Consider the following 17,179-nt stretch of genomic DNA (forward strand, 5'->3'; position numbering starts at 1 on the left):
TAATCCGCCGATTTCCATGGCAGCAACGCACAAGGCACTGATGGAGCTTATTCGCGGCATTCACAATCTCAAGCCCCGTCACCGGGGATGTGTATTAACCATTGGCAACTTTGATGGGGTTCATCAGGGTCACCATGCGGTATTGGCACGTCTCAAGGAGAAAGCGGCCCAGCTGGGATTGCCCGCCTGCGTCATGCTGTTTGAACCGCAGCCGCTGGAGCTGTTTGCCGGCACGGCGGCGCCCGCCCGGCTGAGCCGGTTGCGGGAAAAGTACGAAGCGCTGCAGGGGCTGGATATCGATCGCATGCTCTGCGTGCGCTTCAGCCACCGCTTCGCCGAGCAGGCGGCTTCGACCTTCATCGAGCAGTTGCTGGTGGAGAAGCTCGGGGTGCGCTATCTGGTGGTCGGCGATGATTTTCGCTTCGGCAAGGGGCGGGAAGGGGATTTCCACCTGCTGGAGGAGGCGGGCCATCGCTTCGGTTTCGAGGTGATCAGCACCCAGAGCTTCCAGCTCGAACGGCAGCGGGTCAGCAGCACCCTGGTGCGTGAAGCCCTTAAGGCGGGCCGGATGGCGGAGGTGGAGCTGATGCTTGGCCGCCCCTACAGCATCAGCGGCCGGGTGGCCCACGGCGACAAGCTAGGGCGCACCATAGGTTTTCCCACTGCCAATCTGGCCCTCAAGCGTCAGGTGATCCCGGTCGGTGGCGTGTTTGCGGTGGAAGTGATATGTTCCGGCAAGACCTTCCCCGGTGTAGCCAATGTGGGTGTACGGCCGACCTTGAGCGGTACACAAGCCAGATTGGAAGTACATCTATTTGATTTTTCTGGTGATCTATATGGTCAGCAGGTCAAGGTGCTGCTTCGCCACAAGCTGCGCGAAGAGCAGAAGTTTGCCTCTTTCACTGCCTTGAAAGAGCAGATCGAACGAGATGCCCTGGCGGCCCGAGCCTGGTTCGGGCTGCCACAATTCAATTTACCCAGCACTCTTTTAGAAAAGAAGGGAACCCAGGACTGATGAGCGACTATAAACACACCCTGAATCTTCCGGAAACCGAGTTTCCGATGCGTGGCGATCTGGCCAAGCGCGAACCCAACATGCTGAAACGTTGGTACGATCAGGATCTCTACGGCGCTATTCGCCGCGCCAAAGCGGGCAAGCCTTCTTTCATTCTGCATGATGGCCCCCCCTATGCGAACGGCAATATTCACATCGGTCACTCGGTCAACAAGATCCTCAAAGACATCATCATCAAGTCCAAGGGCCTCTCCGGTTTTGATTCCCCCTATGTGCCGGGTTGGGATTGCCACGGTCTGCCTATCGAACTGAAAGTGGAAGGCATGGTCGGCAAGCCGGGCGAGAAGGTTTCCGCTGCCGAATTCCGCGCCGAGTGCCGCAAATACGCCAAGACCCAGATCGAAGCGCAGAAGACCGACTTCATCCGTCTGGGTGTGCTGGGCGACTGGGAACACCCCTACCTGACCATGGATTTTGGCACCGAAGCCAACATCATCCGCTCCATGGCCAAGATCGTTGAAAACGGCCACCTGCACAAAGGCTCCAAGCCGGTGCACTGGTGTACCGATTGCGGCTCCGCGCTGGCTGAAGCCGAGGTGGAGTACTACGACAAGAACTCTCCCTCCATCGATGTGCGCTTCAAGGCCGTCGATGAGGCGACCGTTACCGCCAAGTTTGACTGCGCCGAAGGCCACACCGGCAAGGGCCCGATCTCTGCGGTGATCTGGACCACCACTCCGTGGACCCTGCCAGCCAACCGCGCCATCGCCATGCACGCCGATCTGGATTACGCACTGGTGCAGGTTGAAGGTGAGCACCCCGAGCGTCTGATCCTGGCCGCCGAGCTGGTCAAGGATGTGATGGATCGCGCCGGTATCGAGAAGTTCCACAATCTGGGTTACGCCAAGGGCGCCGCACTCGAGCTGCTGCGCTTCAACCACCCCTTCTACAGCTTCGACGTGCCGGTGGTACTGGGTGACCACGTCACCCTGGATGCCGGTACCGGTGCCGTTCACACCGCACCTGGCCACGGTCAGGAAGACTTCGTGGTCGGTCAGAAGTACGGTCTGGAAGTGGCCAACCCGGTTGGCAGCAACGGTGTTTACCTGCCGGATACCGAACTGTTTGCCGGCCAGCATGTGTTCAAGGCCAATGCCTCCGTGATCGAAGTGCTGACCGAGCGCGGCGCCCTGCTGCACCACAAGGTGTTCAACCACTCCTATCCGCACTGCTGGCGTCACAAGACCCCGATCATCTTCCGTGCCACCCCGCAGTGGTTCATCAGCATGGAGCAGAAGGGTCTGCGCAAGCGCGCGCTGGAAGAGATCGAGCGCATCGAGAAGGACGGCATTGCCCAGCAAGGCCAGAGCGGCTGGGTACCGGCCTGGGGTAAAAACCGCATTCAGGCGATGGTCGAGAACCGTCCTGACTGGTGTATCTCCCGTCAGCGTACCTGGGGTGTGCCCATCTCCCTGTTCGTCCACAAAGAGACTCAGGAACTGCACCCGGAATCCGTGCGCCTGATGCACGAAGTAGCCAAGCGGGTCGAGCAGTCCGGCATTCAGGCATGGTGGGATCTGGACAAGGCGGAGCTGCTGGGTGCCGATGCCGACAACTACGAGAAAGTACCTGATACCCTCGACGTCTGGTTTGACTCTGGTTCTACCCATGCCTCCGTGGTTGATGCCCGTCCCGAGTTCAACGGCAAGCCAGCCGACATGTATCTGGAAGGCTCTGACCAGCACCGCGGCTGGTTCATGTCCTCCCTGATGATCGGCGTGGCCATGAAAGACAAGGCCCCGTACAACCAGGTGCTGACTCACGGTTTCACTGTTGATGGTCAGGGTCGCAAGATGTCCAAATCCATCGGCAACGTGGTCAGCCCGCAGGACGTGATGAACAAGCTGGGTGCCGACATCCTGCGTCTGTGGGTAGCGAGCACTGACTACACCGGCGAGATGACTGTCTCCGACGAGATCCTCAAGCGCTCTGCCGATGCTTATCGTCGTATTCGCAACACTGCCCGCTTCCTGCTGGCCAACCTGAACGGCTTCAATCCGGCGACCGACATGGTGGCACCTGCCGACATGGTAGTGGTGGATCGCTGGGCTGTGGGTCGTGCCAAAGCGGTACAGGCCGAGATCATGGCTGCATTCGACGAGTACAACTTCCACGGTGTAACCCAGAAGCTGATGCAGTTCTGCTCCATCGAGATGGGCTCCTTCTATCTGGATGTCATCAAGGATCGCCAGTACACCGCCAAGGCTGACAGCCTGGCCCGTCGCTCCTGCCAGACCGCCCTCTATCACATCGCCGAGGCCATGGTGCGCTGGATGGCGCCGATCATGAGCTTCACCGCTGATGAAATCTGGGCCCTGCTGCCGGGTGAGCGCGGCGAGTTCGTCTTCACCGAAGAGTGGTACGACGGCCTGTTCGGGCTGGAAGCGGGTGAAACCCTCAACGACGATTTCTGGGCCGAGATCCTCACCGTGCGTGGTGAAGTGAACAAGGCGCTGGAAGTGGCTCGTGGTGAGAAGCGCATCGGCGGCTCCCTGCAGGCCGAGCTGACCCTGTTCGCCAAGCCGGAGCTGGCTGCACGCCTGAATGCCCTGGCCGATGAGCTGCGCTTCGTGCTGCTCACCTCCAAAGCCAAGGTTGTTGAGGCTGACACTGCGCCGGAAGGCTCTGTGGCGACCGAGCGTGATGACCTGTGGCTGAGCGTGGCCCAGTCTGCTGCCGCCAAGTGCGACCGCTGCTGGCACCATGTAGAAGATGTGGGCACCATCGCGGGTCACGAAGAGATCTGTGGTCGCTGTGTGACCAACGTTGAGGGTGACGGCGAAACTCGTCAATTTGCCTGATGAACATGACTCAACATAAAAGCGGCCTGCGTTGGCTGTGGCTGGCAGTGCTGGCCTTTGTACTGGACCAGGCGAGCAAGCTCGCCGTGGTCAAGTTGCTGCCATTTGGTTACCCGGGGGTGGAGATCACCCCCTTCTTCAACCTGGTTCACGTCTACAACAAGGGCGCCGCATTCAGCTTTCTGGCTGATCAGGGGGGCTGGCAGCGCTGGTTCTTCGCGGTGCTGGCTTTTGCCATCTGTGGATTGCTGATCCACTGGCTGCGCAAGCAGTCGGTGACCCAGCGTTGGAGCGGTATCGCCTATTCACTCATCATCGGCGGCGCCCTCGGCAACGTCTTTGATCGACTGGTGTTGGGCCATGTGGTCGATTTCCTCGACTTCTACTGGCAGCGTGCGCACTGGCCGGCATTCAATCTGGCCGACAGCTTTATCTTTATCGGGGCCGCCATGATCGTGCTGGACGGTTTCCGTGGTGAGAAAAAGGAGCAGGCATGAGCCAGCAGATCACCGCTAACAGCAGCGTGCTGTTCCACTTCTCCATCAAGCTGGAAGATGGCTCGGTTGCCGACAGCACGGCGCTGCACGGCAAACCTGCCCGCCTGCGGATGGGCGATGGCAGCCTGACCCCCACCTTCGAGCAGTGCCTGCTGGGGCTGCGCGAAGGGGAGAGCAAGAGCTTCACGCTGGCGCCGGAGCAGGCGTTTGGCCTCTCCAATCCCGACAACATCTACCATCTCGACCGTGCCAAGTTTGGCGCTGATGTGGAGCCAAAAGTTGGCACCATCATCCTGTTCGATCAGCCCAATGGCAGCGAGTTGCCGGGCATCATCCGGGCAGTTGCCGGGATGTCGGTGACGGTCGATTTCAACCATCCGCTGGCCGGTCATACCGTCACCTTCGAGGTGGAGATCCTGGGCGTTGATGATGAGGAGAAGGTGCATTAATGGATATTCTGCTGGCTAACCCCCGTGGCTTCTGCGCCGGTGTCGATCGCGCCATCAGCATTGTCGAGAGCGCGCTGGAGAAGTTTGGGGCCCCCATCTATGTCCGTCACGAAGTGGTGCATAACCGCTATGTGGTGAACAAGCTGAAAGAGGCGGGCGCTGTCTTCGTCGAGGAGCTGGACGAGGTGCCGGACGACAGCATCGTCATCTTCTCTGCTCACGGCGTGGCCAAGACAGTGCGCGAGATGGCCAAGTCCCGCTCCCTCAAGGTATTCGATGCCACCTGTCCGCTGGTGACCAAGGTGCACATGGAGGTTCATCGCGCCAGCCGCAAGGGCTCCGAGGCTGTGCTCATCGGCCACGCCGGTCACCCCGAGGTGATCGGGACCATGGGGCAGTACGAGAATCGCGAAGGCGGAATGTATCTGGTAGAAACACCGGAAGATGTGGCCAAGCTCAAGGTAAAGAATCCGGATGACCTCTGCTTCGTCACCCAGACCACCCTGAGCGTGGATGAGACCTCTGACGTCATCGATGCGCTGCGCAAGCACTTCCCCAAGATCCAGGGGCCGCGCAAGGACGATATCTGCTACGCCACCCAAAACCGTCAGGATGCGGTGCGGGAGATGGCGGGGCTGGTGGACGCCATGCTGGTGGTGGGGTCTCGCAACTCTTCCAACTCCAACCGTCTGCGCGAGCTGGCCGAGAAGGTGGGTGCCAGAGCCTATCTTATCGACGATGCGTCGATGATCGAGGCGAGCTGGCTGGAAGGCGTGAAAGCGATCGGCGTCACTGCAGGTGCATCCGCCCCCGAGGTGCTGGTGCAGTCTGTGATTGCACGCCTGCGGGAGTTGGGTGGCAAGGTCGTCGCCGAGCACCCCGGTCGCGAAGAGAACGTGGTGTTTGAGGTACCACCCGAGCTGCGGATCCTCTGATCCCTGTCATCTTGCTAGATGTCGGTTTATTGCCAGAGCCACCTCGTTGAGGTGGCTTTTTTGGTCCCAACGAGTCCTTTTTGCATGTTCGCAACCAGATCGCAGCAAAAATTGATGATGTAGCTCGAACTTTTGCATTGCCGGGATTGAAACCCCAAGTGCCCGGCATAGACTTGCCAGCAAGCCCTTATTCTGGCTTAGCACACATGGAGTGTGTCTGTCCTCCTGGAACAAATCAGAGCGAAACAGGATGTTTTTGCGTTCAGGTTTTAGCCTTATCGAGCTTATGGTGACCATAGCGCTCGTCTCTTTGTTACTCACGTTGGGGGTTCCTTCCTTCAGCGCTTTGTTGCGCACCATTTCTCTCAATACTCAGGCCAACAACTTTGTTGCAGCTATCAACCTTGCCCGCTCGGAAGCCATTCGTCGCAACACGGTAGTGATCCTCTCCGCTGCTGCCGATAACCTGACCCAGCATCACTGGGAGGCCGGTTGGCAGATCTGGGTTGATGGCAACGGCAACGGCATACTGGATAATGGTGAGTTGTTGCGAGACTTTCCCGATATGGGGAGTGGAGTCCTGAGCAGCAATACCTCCCTGCTGCGTTTCAATAGCGAGGGTTTTCTTGATGGTCGTACTCCCTTGGCCCGGGTATTTTCTCTGCGTCCCGATGAGTGCAGAAATGAGGCCTCCCGTGATATCAACATCACAGTCGCTGGTCGCCCCTCCATTACCGAGGCTAGTTGCCCATGATGCGAGAACGGGGTTTGTCACTGCTTGAAATCATGATCTCGGTACTGGTGCTCTCCATCGGTATTCTGGGGATGGCTACTCTGCAACTGCAGGCTCTCAAGAGTAACCAGTCGGCGCTGACGCGTACCGAGGCGACCCAGTATGCATACATGATCAACGATATGATGCGGGCTAATCGCAGCGCGGCTCTGAACGGGCAATACAATATCGACTTGGGCGAAACTGTCTCGGGTAGCTCTATGGCGGTTCAGGATCTGCTGCACTGGAAGCGGGTCGTGGCCGAGCTACCAGGTGGCGATGGCGCCGTATCGGTCAGTGCCGGAAGGGCCACTATTACTATTCAGTGGGATAGCAGTCGGCTGTCGACTGATCCAGCGTCGCGCAGCATGATCCTGAGGACGGACCTATGAGCAGGAGCGGTTTGCCGCTACACCAGCACGGGATCGGCTTGGTCGAGGTGATGATCGCCCTGGTGCTCTCGCTGATAACGGTGGGGGTCATGATTCAGGTGTTTCTCGGCAATCACAAAACCTATCTCACTGGCGAGGCCATTGCCCGGGTGCGGGAAGATAGCGGATTTGCCACCAATCTGCTGCAAAAAGAGCTGCGTATGGTGGGCTATCAGGGGTGTCTCAGCAAGCAGGGGGTCAATATCACCAATACCCTCAATAACAGTACGGCACTGCCCTACAACTTCACCACCTTTTTGCGTGGTTACGACAATGTGACGTCCACTTTGCCAGCCGAGCTGTCTGCTCTGTTCAGCGGTTCCGAGCCCAGACCCATGCCGGGTAGCGATATCCTGTTGGTTCAGGGGCCGGTTGGGGTTGGGGTTCCGCTCAGTCGTGATAATCATAACAGTGCCGCCCAGCTGTTTGTGCAGCAGCTATCCAGCAAGGCCGACTATTGTGGTTCCGGCGCACAGGGTTATAGCGATCTGTGCGAGGGAGATATCGTCATGGTCTCCGACTGTCAGAAGGCCAGAATATTTCAGGTCACCAAAGTACAGGGCGTGGCAGGGGGGCGTGAGGTCAATATCGTCCACTCCAATGACAACAAATATACGCCAGGCAATGCCAGCAGTTCCTGGGGGGGGGGCAGCAGCCCACCCGAGGAGCGATTCGGTCTTGGCTCGGTCGTGAACAGGGTGGAAACCCGTCTCTACTATATCGCCCGCCTCTCTGCCAGCAGCCCCTACGCGCTTTATCGCAAGAACGGGGTGGCTGCAGGTATGCCCCTTATCGAAGGGGTTGCCAATATGCAACTTACATTCGGCGAGGATCAGAACCGGGATCGTGCGGCAGATCGCTACGTGAGCGCCGCAGGTAATCCAAACTGGGACAATGTACTGGGGATTGGAGTGCAACTTTTGATGCGCAGCAACCAGGGTAATGTGGTGTCGTCTCCGCAGGCCCTTAGCTTTGCCGGAGCCACCTTCCGGGCGACCGATCGCAACTGGTACTGGGTCGCCGAAACCACAGTTGCGCTGCGCAATCGGCTACCTTGAGGAGCCCAGTCATGATGGATCGACAGCAGGGGATGGCGCTGGTGATCAGCCTGATTTTTCTGGTCATGGTGAGCCTGCTGGGTATGGCCAGCATGCGTGGGGCGCAGTTGCAAGAGAAGATGGCGGGTAACCAGAAAGAGGCACTGCAGGCATTGCAGGCGGCAGAAGCGGGCCTGCGCGCTGCCGAGCGCTATATCGAGGCTGGCAACTCGGGTCCCTATGACAACAGCGCGGGCCTGTATGAATTTATCGACACCGCGGTGGATCCTGCCTCCCCTTCGACCGCCTGGCGTACCTATACCAACAGTGGTCTGGCGGGGCGCGCTCCCGAATACTTTATCGAACGGTTGCCCTATACCCAGGGGGGGAGCGAGGATCTGGCAGTCGATGAGCCCATCAGTGAGCGTCGTCTATATCGTATTACTGCAAGGGGATTTGGTCTCTCTGACGAGAGCCGGGTGCTGTTGCAATCGACCTATAGTCGCTAGGAGGCGGTGTATGGGCAAACTTGGTTTTGGCCTTTCAGTGATGCTCTGCTGTGCTTCGGCACAGGCGGCGCTCGATATTGCCCAGGTTCCCCTCTATCTCGGCACCCGGGCCGATCCCAATATCATGTTTACCCTGGATGATTCGGGCTCGATGCATTTCGAGTTGATGCCGGAGGGGTTGATTGAGAACAGCGCTCGCTACGTCTACCCCAGAGCCGACAATGTCTATGGCAGCGAGGATTATGACAACCGGACCGTGACTTTCACCAGCAATAACGACCGCAATGCCTATACCCGCTCAAGCAACAACAACAAACTCTACTACAACCCGCAGCAGAGCTATCGGCCCTGGGCCAAGGCGGATGGTACCCCGATGGCGAATGCCAGCATCAGCTGTGCACCGCACAACCCCTTCAATACCGCCGCCGGCTGTCGTGATCTGACCAAGAACAACCGCTCCAAGTCCCTGCGTTACTACACCGGATTCTCTTCCACCGATTACAAAGATGACGAGACCTTCTGGCCAGCCGTCTACTTTGCCTACAAGGGCAGTGGTGACGTGAAGAAAGTGAGCAGTTATACCCGGGTCGAGATAAAGTCCGGCAGCACCTATGGCGGGCGGCCCAATCGCAGTGATTGTAAGAGCGCCCCCGTTTGTACTTATGACGAGGAGATCCAGAACTTTGCCAACTGGTATACCTACTACCGCTCCCGGATCCTAGCGGCTCGTGCCGGGGTCGGCCGTGCCTTTGCCAGCCAAGGGCAGGCCCTCCGGGTGGGGTTTGCCACCATCAATGCTAGCGGCAGTGTGATCCGCGGGGTGGCGCCTTTCTCCGGAACCGATCGCAGCGCCTTTTTCAGCGACCTTTACAGCCGCGATATTCCGGCCGCCGGCACGCCGCTGCGCACCAGTCTGAAGGACGTGGGGGAGTACTTCTCCCGCACTGACAAAAACGGCCCCTGGGCGGCCAGTGCCGGCAGCACCTTGCCCCACCTCACCTGCCGGCAGAGCTACAACATCCTGATGACTGATGGCTACTGGAACGGAAATTCTCCCTGGGTCGGCGATCAGGACAAAGATAGCATCGAGAATACGCTGGCCGATGTGGCCTACCAGTACTGGAAGACCGATCTGCGCCCCGATCTCGCCAACAAGGTGCCGACCAGCACGGCGGATCCGGCCAATTGGCAGCATCTGGTCAACTTTACCGTCGGGCTTGGCGTCAACGGTTCCCTCAATCCTGCCAACGGTATCCCGAGCCGTTGGCCCAATCCCCATGATCCGGATGACAAGGAGTACAAGAATGCGACCTACATTCCGGAGCACAAGATTGATGACCTGTGGCACGCGGCACTCAACAGCAAGGGGAGCTTTTTCAGCGCGGCGGATCCGGATACCTTCGCCGCAGCCCTGAGCAGCACCCTGGCCCAGATCGCGGCCCGCAACAGCTCCGCCAGCTCGGTGACTGCCAACGCAACCCGGCTGGACAGCAATACCCACATCTACCAAGCCCGCTATAACAGCGGCGACTGGTCGGGGCAACTGGTCTCGATCCCGCTGAACAGCGATGGCACCCTTGGGGAGATCGCCTGGGATGCTGCTACCTTGATCCCCGAGCCTTCAGCACGCAATATTTTCACCCGGCAAGACGGTGTCGGCATCCCCTTCCGTTGGGATACGCTGAATGTGGCCAACCGGGCTCTATTCAATGTTGCTGGTGACAACCAGGGAGAAAGCCGCGTCGCCTATCTGCGCGGTGAGCGCAGTGGCGAGCAGCGCAATGGCGGTGCGTTTCGCAATCGTAGCGATCTGCTTGGAGACATCATTAATTCAGATCCCGTCTATGTGGGCAAGCGTGATTACGGTTACAGCAGTGCAGCCGGTCTGACCCAGCCAGAGCGGGAGGGTTACCAGGCTTTTCTAGACTCAACGGCGATTACCCGCCGCACCCCCATGCTCTATGTCGGTGCCAATGACGGTATGCTGCACGGATTTCGAGTCTCCGACGGTGTCGAGCGGCTGGCCTATATCCCGTCCAGCCTGCTGGGCGAGCTGACTCAGTTGACCAGACCGAATTACAGCCATCGCTACTATGTGGATGGGACGCCCAAGGTGGGCGATGCCTATCTGGGCAGTCGCTGGAAGAGCATCTTGCTGGGATCCACTGGTGCCGGTGGCAAGGCGGTATTTGCCATCGATGTGACGGCCCCGGATAACTTCACCGCAGATAAGATGCTGTGGGAGTTCACCAATAGCGAAATGGGGGTTGCACTGGCGGCACCCACTTTGGTCCGGGTCAAAGCCGACAACAAATGGGTTGCTCTGGTTGCCAATGGTTACAACAGCACCAGCCAGACTGCGAGGCTGTTTGTGCTGGATCTGGCAACTGGCGCCATCATCAAAGAGATCGATACCGAGGTAGGGTCTTCCAGCGAGCCCAACGGTCTATCTTCCCCCTTGCCGGTAGATCAAGACGGGGACAGGGTTGTCGACTATGTCTATGCCGGTGACCTGCACGGCAATTTGTGGAAATTCGATCTGACTGACAAAAACAGTGCCCAGTGGGGAAGTGCTTTGAAAACGGGCAACAAGCCCAAGCCGCTGTTCCAGGCCTGTAATGGCAGCTGCAGTGCCGGTACGCGTCAGCCGATCACCATGCGTCCTTTGGCTATTCGGCACCCTAAAGGGGGGGTTATGGTGATGATGGGGACTGGCAGTTATTTTACCAATGATGACAAACTGGTTCCCGCCACGCCGAGGCTGGAAGCGGTGTACGGTATCTGGGATACGGGGGCTACCGTACTCAGTAGCCAGCTGTTGCAGCAGAGCATCACCCATGAGTTTGTGGCCAACGGCACCACTATCAAGTTCAACGTGAGGGTTGTCTCCAACCGGAATGTCAATTACACCAGCCAAAAGGGTTGGTATCTGCTATTGAAATCGCCAAGCTTGAGCAAGGGGGTAGGGGAACGGGCTGTCTCCGAGATGCTCTATCGGCATAAGCGTTTAATTTTCAACACATTGATTCCGTCAGCGGATGCCTGTGATTTTGGTGGCCGCTCCTGGCTGATGGAGCTGGATCCCATCTCGGGTGCCAGACTAACCTACTCGGTGTTTGACGTTAACGGCGACGGGGCTGTTAACGATGATGATTATGTCGCGATCAAGGATGATGCTGGTAATGACATCAAGGTACCTGTCAGCGGGAAACAGTTTGATGAGCTCACCACGACGCCAAGCGTGGTGGAGGATGCCGAGATGGAGCGCAAATATATCAGCGGCTCCAGTGGTAATATCTCGGTCACGCTGGAAGAGGGGGCAGGCGATCTGGGTGGCCGTCAGTCCTGGTTGCAACTGGAGTAGAGGTTGGCATGGAACGTGGTTTTACCCTGATTGAGTTGATGATAGTGGTCGCAGTGGTCGCCATTCTGGCCGCGATAGCATATCCCAGTTACAACAACTACATGGCGGCAGCCAAGCGAGCCGAAGCTAAGGCCGTATTGCTGGAAGCTGCACAATATCTGGAGCGGGAGTTTACCGCCAGCGGCAATTATGACGCAGGTAACCTGACCTCTGCCGGCCTGGCGACCCTACCGAGGGATGGTGGTGCTGCTTATTACAATGTGGCGCTCAATGCCAGTGGGGCACGTTATACCCTGACCGCTATTCCGACCGGTGTGATGAATGGCGATCCCTGTGGATTGTTGACCCTCGATCAGAGCGGACTGCAGGGGGTATCACGAGCCACCATGACAGCCACCGAATGCTGGTAGCGTTCAGTTCCAGCACTCGGCAGGGTGCTTGATGTCGGCCTTGTTGATAGTCAGGGTATCACAGGCCGTGCTGCCAGCCTTGTCACCGACCTGGGCCCCCTTGCTGGTGGCTACCAGTGTGTAGGCGGTGGCGGTGGCGCCAGAAATGCTAAAGGTGTAGTAGTCGCTGGTTGGGTTGCCCACACTGGCTATCGCACTGCTGTAACTGGCATTGGAGATGCGAAATTCTTCCTGTTTGAGCTGCATGGTCAACAAGCCCTTGATGGCATCGGCTCGACGAGATTTACGCAGACCGTCGGTAAAGCTCGGGTAGGCGACAGCAGCAATAATGGCAACAATGGCAACGACCACCATCAATTCCAGCAGGGTGATTCCAGATTGTTTGATTCTCATGGGCGCGGCAGGGTTCGTTAAACAGGTAGATACTATAGGATAGTACTGACCTCATACTCTACTGGCATGAGCGAAAAGAAAGGAGTATTTAGCCAATGGAATTCACAGAGGGGCGCTCAGCCGGTTTTACCATGATTGAATTGATGATTGCCATGGCTCTGGTCGCCCTGCTACTAACCGTGGCTATTCCCAGTTACCAGTCATTGCGCCAGGAACAGATGGTCAAGGCGGCTACCCAAGCTGTTTACACGGATATCATGCTGCTCAAGTCTGAGGCTATCAAACGTAATAAACCGATTATCTTCAAGATATTTAATGCGGGGCAGGCCAATTGGTGCTATCGCATAGCTCTTGATTCTACATGTAATAGCTGCATGGATTCATGTTCTGCTATTGAAGGTCGCAAGGGCGTCGATGCCAGCGAGTTTAAGGGTATTACTCTGACTACAAACTATGAGTTATCCGGTTCTGAACATGCTCTTGAAATCAATAATCGCAGAGGCTCATTCAAAGATCTTCACGGCAGTGGCGGTTTGGGCAATGGTTCTATTTGTCTGAAGAACGGTGCCTCTGAGCACAGGGTTATTATTGCCACGAATGGCCGAGTGAGAACCGAGCCTGTAACGGGGAGCTCTCCATGCGATTAGGTCTGGCACGAGGCTTTAACATAGTCGAGTTAATGGTGGCCATGGTCGCAGGTTTGTTTTTGGTCGCGGCAGTAACATCCTTGTTCGCCACTATTCTCAAGGCCAATCAAACATCGATGCAGGTGAGTCGTCTAAATCAGGAACTGCAAAGTATCACCGATATGATTGCCCGCGATGTACAGCGAACCGGTTACGACCAGGCTGCGACTGCATTCCTCGGTGCTGCATCGGGTGTCAAATCGCCATTTTATTTTGATACCACCAGCGATTTGAGGAGTGAAACGATCAGTGGCTCCAAGATTTATCGCTGTATCAGGCTGAAATACGATGATGATAACAATGGAATACTTGGTACCAATGAAACCTTTATTTACAGCTACGACAGTTCTGACAAAGGGGTACAACTTGGTTCCAGTTGCAGCACAGGTAATTTACTTAGCACCGATGACACTATTGAGGTGACTGACCTGACTTTTTCGCTCCTTGGAAGCAGTGCCTCGGCTGGCGCGAGAACGGTACGTTTGAGCATATCGGGTCAGTTAAAGGCGAATCCCGCACTTAAACTCACCCTGCAGCGTGATATCAAGCTGCGTAACGACGGGTATTGATGCCATGAAACGTCATCTTGGCTTTACCACATTCACTATTACGCTATTGCTTATTGTGATCCTGCTTGGCATTTCATTGCTGGCGGGCAAACTGATGGTAGCAGACCGTCGTGTCAGTCTTAATGAAGTACAGTATCGCCAGGCACTTGCACTGGCCGAGCTGGGCCTCTCGGATGGGGTTGGACGGCTCACGCAAGATGCTGCTTGGCGTACCCCTAGTAGCGGTATATCTATCACTGTTTCAGCTGGAAATTATACCCTGCAGGCACAGGACGAACCGGCAGTGGTTGTCGGTGGGGCGAATGTAGTTCCTGTTAGAGTGCGCGCTATGGCGAGCTTGGTGGACAGTACTGCCAATGCCGAGGTTGAAATTAAGGCCATCAAGATAAGCGTATTGGCGGGCACACCGGCGGCCCCTCTGACGATTGCTGGTGGCATGGCAGTATCCGGCAACTTTACAGTGGTGGCTAACCCCAACGGTGGAGGACCGGGCGTCCCGCTATCAGTCTGGACAAATGGCAATGTGGATTTGACCAATGGTTCTGGCCAGACCTGCCATCAGGGGGACTACAGCGGCGGGTGCAGTGCTTACATTAGTCAGAAGGGCGATAAACAGTCGGACATAAAAGACAATGATACTGCATTCCCCACTGATCTGGTCTGGTATCTGTTCAATGAAAATGACGACGCTACAGGGTGGGCCAATCTGGAGTCGCGAGCAGTACAACTACTGAAAAATTGTGATTCGCTTTCGACGGCATCGAGCGGCCTGATTATTGTCGATGGAGACTGTAAACCGGGTGGATCAATTGGGTCTACATCTGCGCCTGTAGTACTCATCGTGCGCAATGGCAATCTGACAGTAAATGGGAGCGCCACCCTCTATGGACTGGTGTTTGCCTATTCATCCACACCTGCAACTACGACTACCGATATCAGCTTGAAAGGGGGGGCCATCGTCAATGGTGCTGTAGTGGCCAACTATCAACTGGGCAAAACGGCTAACGGTACCTTTGATGCCAAGTATGATCAGGCGGTGTTGAGCAATATCGAAAATGGGGCGGCGTTTCAGAGCATCAATCTGGTGCCTGGTAGCTGGCGCGATTGGTAGGAGCATGTATGAAACCGCACAAGGGATTTGGGCTGTTAGAGATTTTGATCACTCTGGTTCTGCTGGGGGTGGGGGTTGCTGGACTGGTGGCTATGTCTCGTTCATTGCTCAATACCTCTCAGGATAGTCGCCGCTATGAAGTAGCCATGCGGCTGGCGGAGTCAAAGCTGGATGCATTTCGTACCTTCAATGGGGTGGTGAGTGCGGTTTCTCCGCTCACTGCCTATAACAGTATCGCGGCCGGTTCCAGCTCGGCCACTCCTCCCGATGGTGGTGGGACTTATGCTCTTACTTGGTCTGTCAGTAACCAGTACTGGAATGGTTCTGCTTGGCAAACGGCTATCCCGGCGGGTTACTTGCGTGCCTACCCTGGCCGAAAGGTGGTTAATGTAACCGTCAGCTGGAGTGACAGCGTCGGGCAGTCTCATTCCTTGCTGCTTTCTGGCGCTGTATCGCCGGTGGAGTCGTTAACCCAGAATCAGTTTAACGGGGGGCTGGATACCAGTCGCGAACCGCCCCATGTGGTTTATACCCCCGGGGTTGCGCCTGATGTCATTTCCATCCAGATTGACCAGGAAGGGCGCAAACAAGAGACCAGCAAGCCATTGCCCACCGTGACCTCCAAGGACGGTACTGTCGGCAAATTGGTGCAATTCGAGACAGTTACCTATAAGCCAGACAATGGTGGCAATACCCAACAGGTGCTGCAGGATCTGGCATCGGTTTCCTGTTCCTGCAGCTATGGCTCGAGCGTTAATGCCTACTTGCCAGGTAAGGCCATTTTGACCAGCAGCAATCTGTTGTACTGGAACGTGGGCTCTCAGGTTACCAAGCAGACCGGGGTACTTAATAGCAGTGTCAGAGATCAACCGAGTCTCTGCACCAGCTGCTGCAAGGATCATTTCGATGGTAGCGGCAGCAGTTTCGAGCAGTTTTACGCTCCACTCAATACCAGCCGACTGCGCTACAACAGTGGCCTCTCATCGGTCAATAGCGGCGATTATGTGGATGCCTGCCGCTTTGTCAGGCTTGATGGCTACTATCGTCCCCTGCCGGACTGGAACCTGATCAAAGTTATCGTGACCAGCGCTGATTTTCTTGCCAAGCCCGCAAACCAGACTAGCTATCAGAACTACATCAAGTACGTAGTTACTACCTACATCACCTGGCAGAAGAACATTCTCAACTGGACCGCAAACCCCACGGCTACGGCGCCGACGATCACCGAGTTTGCGGATTGGTTGCCTGCCAATGCTGCGACAGGAGGAGATACCAGCACCAAGATCACCATGAATACGGGGACCGCCCAGTTGATTGCCAGAGGTATCTACGTGGATCTGCTCTCGCCAGACAGTCTCGCGAAGCTCGATCTGACTTCTCAGGATCTGTTGGCCAAGGTCCCGTTTCAGGATATCAATCTGACCATGCTGGCGGAGTGGAGTCTGGTGCCATTGAGTGGCCAGTTGACTGGCAGTGCCTCTGACTATGTCGGTGTGACCAACGAGCCGGTCAAGACTGTCGTTGATCTTGGCAGCTATTATTTTGGTAGCTATAGCCGTGGCTATCTGTCCGCCAAGAAGAGCACCAAGGATGCATCCAACGTGTTGCAAAGTGCATCGATCAAGGTGACTGCCTATCAGGGTAACTCGGGGATCACCGCTTCGCTTATCTCACCGGTAGACCGAAATGAGGCCAAGGTCGCCATCATGCCTATCTCGGTCGATACCAGCTCCCAGACGGTGCCAACCCTCACGGTATCAGGGCGGATCGAGTGCCTAGAAAAAGTCAGTAACAGGGATTCATCGCCTACGGCGTGCAATAAGAATACCTTTAACGGGCTGAATCCGCCCACTACGACTACTAGTGGTGCCACTTGCCGTATTGATAAACCCCAAGCTAACAACCAGCCGGCTACCTATGTCTGTACTGCTCCGCAAAACAGTACTCTGGTGATAAGTTTTTCTTATAGTGCCCAGGGCAATACAGCCTATTTGCTGAAGCCCGCTTCTCTGAGCATTGCCATGACACCGCCTGCCAACGGTCAGGTGATTAGCGGTCCTTGTGCCCTGCTGGTGGACAATGGTGTAACCAACGCAACCAATCTAAGTTGCACCCCTTGAATCCGGGGCGCTGGCACAGC

16 protein-coding genes are annotated in these 17,179 nt (G+C 56.6%); 15 read left to right on the forward strand and 1 reads right to left on the reverse strand.

Going from position 1 to position 17,179, the window contains the following annotated elements:
- Positions 1–40: 40 nt before the first annotated feature.
- The 11 genes from ribF (at position 41) to tppA (ending at position 12,280) form a co-directional block, all read left to right on the forward strand.
- Positions 41–1,015: a bifunctional riboflavin kinase/FAD synthetase gene (ribF, locus tag G5367_RS10575; RefSeq protein ID WP_236353766.1), complete on the forward strand. Its 975-nt coding sequence runs from the start codon at positions 41–43 to the stop codon at positions 1,013–1,015.
- Positions 1,015–3,876: an isoleucine--tRNA ligase gene (gene ileS / locus G5367_RS10580; RefSeq protein WP_421244046.1), complete on the forward strand. Its 2,862-nt coding sequence runs from the start codon at positions 1,015–1,017 to the stop codon at positions 3,874–3,876. The genes ribF and ileS overlap by 1 nt, the downstream gene beginning before the upstream one ends.
- Positions 3,876–4,373 (forward strand): signal peptidase II, encoded by a 498-nt coding sequence (gene lspA / locus G5367_RS10585; RefSeq protein WP_005340447.1) that lies wholly within the window; start codon positions 3,876–3,878, stop codon positions 4,371–4,373. The genes ileS and lspA overlap by 1 nt, the downstream gene beginning before the upstream one ends.
- Positions 4,370–4,822: an FKBP-type peptidyl-prolyl cis-trans isomerase gene (gene fkpB, locus G5367_RS10590; RefSeq protein ID WP_279499029.1), complete on the forward strand. Its 453-nt coding sequence runs from the start codon at positions 4,370–4,372 to the stop codon at positions 4,820–4,822. The genes lspA and fkpB overlap by 4 nt, the downstream gene beginning before the upstream one ends.
- Complete coding sequence (gene ispH / locus G5367_RS10595) at positions 4,822–5,757, forward strand: 4-hydroxy-3-methylbut-2-enyl diphosphate reductase (protein ID WP_216980083.1); 936 nt, start codon at positions 4,822–4,824, stop codon at positions 5,755–5,757. Before fkpB ends, ispH begins: the two co-directional genes overlap by 1 nt.
- A 250-nt stretch (positions 5,758–6,007) precedes the next feature.
- The gene (gene tppE / locus G5367_RS10600) at positions 6,008–6,511 is read left to right on the forward strand and encodes a type IVa pilus pseudopilin TppE (RefSeq protein ID WP_216980084.1); all 504 of its coding nucleotides are present in this window, start codon (positions 6,008–6,010) and stop codon (positions 6,509–6,511) included.
- Positions 6,508–6,921 carry a type IV pilus modification protein PilV gene (gene pilV, locus G5367_RS10605; protein ID WP_216980085.1) on the forward strand — a complete coding sequence of 138 codons (414 nt, stop codon included), beginning with the start codon at positions 6,508–6,510 and terminating at the stop codon, positions 6,919–6,921. Before tppE ends, pilV begins: the two co-directional genes overlap by 4 nt.
- Positions 6,918–8,018 (forward strand): PilW family protein, encoded by a 1,101-nt coding sequence (locus tag G5367_RS10610; RefSeq protein WP_421244045.1) that lies wholly within the window; start codon positions 6,918–6,920, stop codon positions 8,016–8,018. Before pilV ends, G5367_RS10610 begins: the two co-directional genes overlap by 4 nt.
- Positions 8,019–8,029: 11 nt before the next feature.
- On the forward strand, positions 8,030–8,506 hold the full coding sequence (locus G5367_RS10615; RefSeq protein WP_123173790.1) for a pilus assembly PilX family protein: 477 nt from the start codon (positions 8,030–8,032) through the stop codon (positions 8,504–8,506).
- A 10-nt stretch (positions 8,507–8,516) separates the two neighbouring features.
- A complete protein-coding gene (locus tag G5367_RS10620; protein WP_421244044.1) occupies positions 8,517–11,870 on the forward strand; it encodes a pilus assembly protein in 3,354 nt (1,117 codons plus the stop codon).
- 8 nt (positions 11,871–11,878) lie between these two features.
- On the forward strand, positions 11,879–12,280 hold the full coding sequence (gene tppA / locus G5367_RS10625) for a type IVa pilus pseudopilin TppA (protein ID WP_216980088.1): 402 nt from the start codon (positions 11,879–11,881) through the stop codon (positions 12,278–12,280).
- A gap of 3 nt (positions 12,281–12,283) precedes the next feature.
- Here the strand turns inward: tppA and G5367_RS10630 are convergent, their stop codons facing one another.
- Positions 12,284–12,673 (reverse strand): type IV pilin protein, encoded by a 390-nt coding sequence (locus tag G5367_RS10630; protein ID WP_216980089.1) that lies wholly within the window; start codon positions 12,671–12,673, stop codon positions 12,284–12,286.
- Positions 12,674–12,768: 95 nt separating this feature from the next.
- On the opposite strand from G5367_RS10630, the gene G5367_RS10635 reads away from it, so the two are divergent.
- From G5367_RS10635 to G5367_RS10650, 4 genes are read left to right on the forward strand one after another with little or no spacing between them, the layout of a single operon-like run.
- Positions 12,769–13,320, forward strand: coding sequence for a GspH/FimT family pseudopilin (locus G5367_RS10635; protein ID WP_216980090.1), 552 nt, complete (start codon positions 12,769–12,771; stop codon positions 13,318–13,320).
- Between the two features lie 20 nt (positions 13,321–13,340).
- Positions 13,341–13,928 (forward strand): PilW family protein, encoded by a 588-nt coding sequence (locus G5367_RS10640; protein WP_421244092.1) that lies wholly within the window; start codon positions 13,341–13,343, stop codon positions 13,926–13,928.
- A 4-nt stretch (positions 13,929–13,932) separates the two neighbouring features.
- The gene (locus G5367_RS10645) at positions 13,933–15,039 is read left to right on the forward strand and encodes a PilX N-terminal domain-containing pilus assembly protein (RefSeq protein ID WP_421244043.1); all 1,107 of its coding nucleotides are present in this window, start codon (positions 13,933–13,935) and stop codon (positions 15,037–15,039) included.
- Between the two features lie 8 nt (positions 15,040–15,047).
- Entirely contained in the window at positions 15,048–17,159 is a 2,112-nt protein-coding gene (locus G5367_RS10650) for a type IV pilus modification PilV family protein (RefSeq protein WP_421244042.1), read from the forward strand.
- Positions 17,160–17,179 lie beyond the last annotated feature (20 nt).

This window comes from Aeromonas sp. 604282 (genome assembly GCF_049170575.1).
Classification (GTDB): domain Bacteria; phylum Pseudomonadota; class Gammaproteobacteria; order Enterobacterales; family Aeromonadaceae; genus Aeromonas; species Aeromonas veronii_A.

What these genes read in the sequence shown, in the direction of transcription:
- pilV (WP_216980085.1), top strand. Translation starts at nt 6,508, where the DNA reads ATGATGCGAGAACGGGGTTTGTCACTGCTTGAAATCATGATCTCGGTA.
- G5367_RS10620 (WP_421244044.1), top strand. Translation starts at nt 8,517, where the DNA reads ATGGGCAAACTTGGTTTTGGCCTTTCAGTGATGCTCTGCTGTGCTTCG.
- lspA (WP_005340447.1), top strand. Translation starts at nt 3,876, where the DNA reads ATGAACATGACTCAACATAAAAGCGGCCTGCGTTGGCTGTGGCTGGCA.
- G5367_RS10630 (WP_216980089.1), bottom strand. Translation starts at nt 12,673, where the DNA reads ATGAGAATCAAACAATCTGGAATCACCCTGCTGGAATTGATGGTGGTC.
- ispH (WP_216980083.1), top strand. Translation starts at nt 4,822, where the DNA reads ATGGATATTCTGCTGGCTAACCCCCGTGGCTTCTGCGCCGGTGTCGAT.
- ribF (WP_236353766.1), top strand. Translation starts at nt 41, where the DNA reads ATGGAGCTTATTCGCGGCATTCACAATCTCAAGCCCCGTCACCGGGGA.
- G5367_RS10615 (WP_123173790.1), top strand. Translation starts at nt 8,030, where the DNA reads ATGATGGATCGACAGCAGGGGATGGCGCTGGTGATCAGCCTGATTTTT.
- G5367_RS10610 (WP_421244045.1), top strand. Translation starts at nt 6,918, where the DNA reads ATGAGCAGGAGCGGTTTGCCGCTACACCAGCACGGGATCGGCTTGGTC.
- G5367_RS10645 (WP_421244043.1), top strand. Translation starts at nt 13,933, where the DNA reads ATGAAACGTCATCTTGGCTTTACCACATTCACTATTACGCTATTGCTT.
- ileS (WP_421244046.1), top strand. Translation starts at nt 1,015, where the DNA reads ATGAGCGACTATAAACACACCCTGAATCTTCCGGAAACCGAGTTTCCG.
- G5367_RS10650 (WP_421244042.1), top strand. Translation starts at nt 15,048, where the DNA reads ATGAAACCGCACAAGGGATTTGGGCTGTTAGAGATTTTGATCACTCTG.
- fkpB (WP_279499029.1), top strand. Translation starts at nt 4,370, where the DNA reads ATGAGCCAGCAGATCACCGCTAACAGCAGCGTGCTGTTCCACTTCTCC.
- G5367_RS10635 (WP_216980090.1), top strand. Translation starts at nt 12,769, where the DNA reads ATGGAATTCACAGAGGGGCGCTCAGCCGGTTTTACCATGATTGAATTG.
- tppA (WP_216980088.1), top strand. Translation starts at nt 11,879, where the DNA reads ATGGAACGTGGTTTTACCCTGATTGAGTTGATGATAGTGGTCGCAGTG.
- tppE (WP_216980084.1), top strand. Translation starts at nt 6,008, where the DNA reads ATGTTTTTGCGTTCAGGTTTTAGCCTTATCGAGCTTATGGTGACCATA.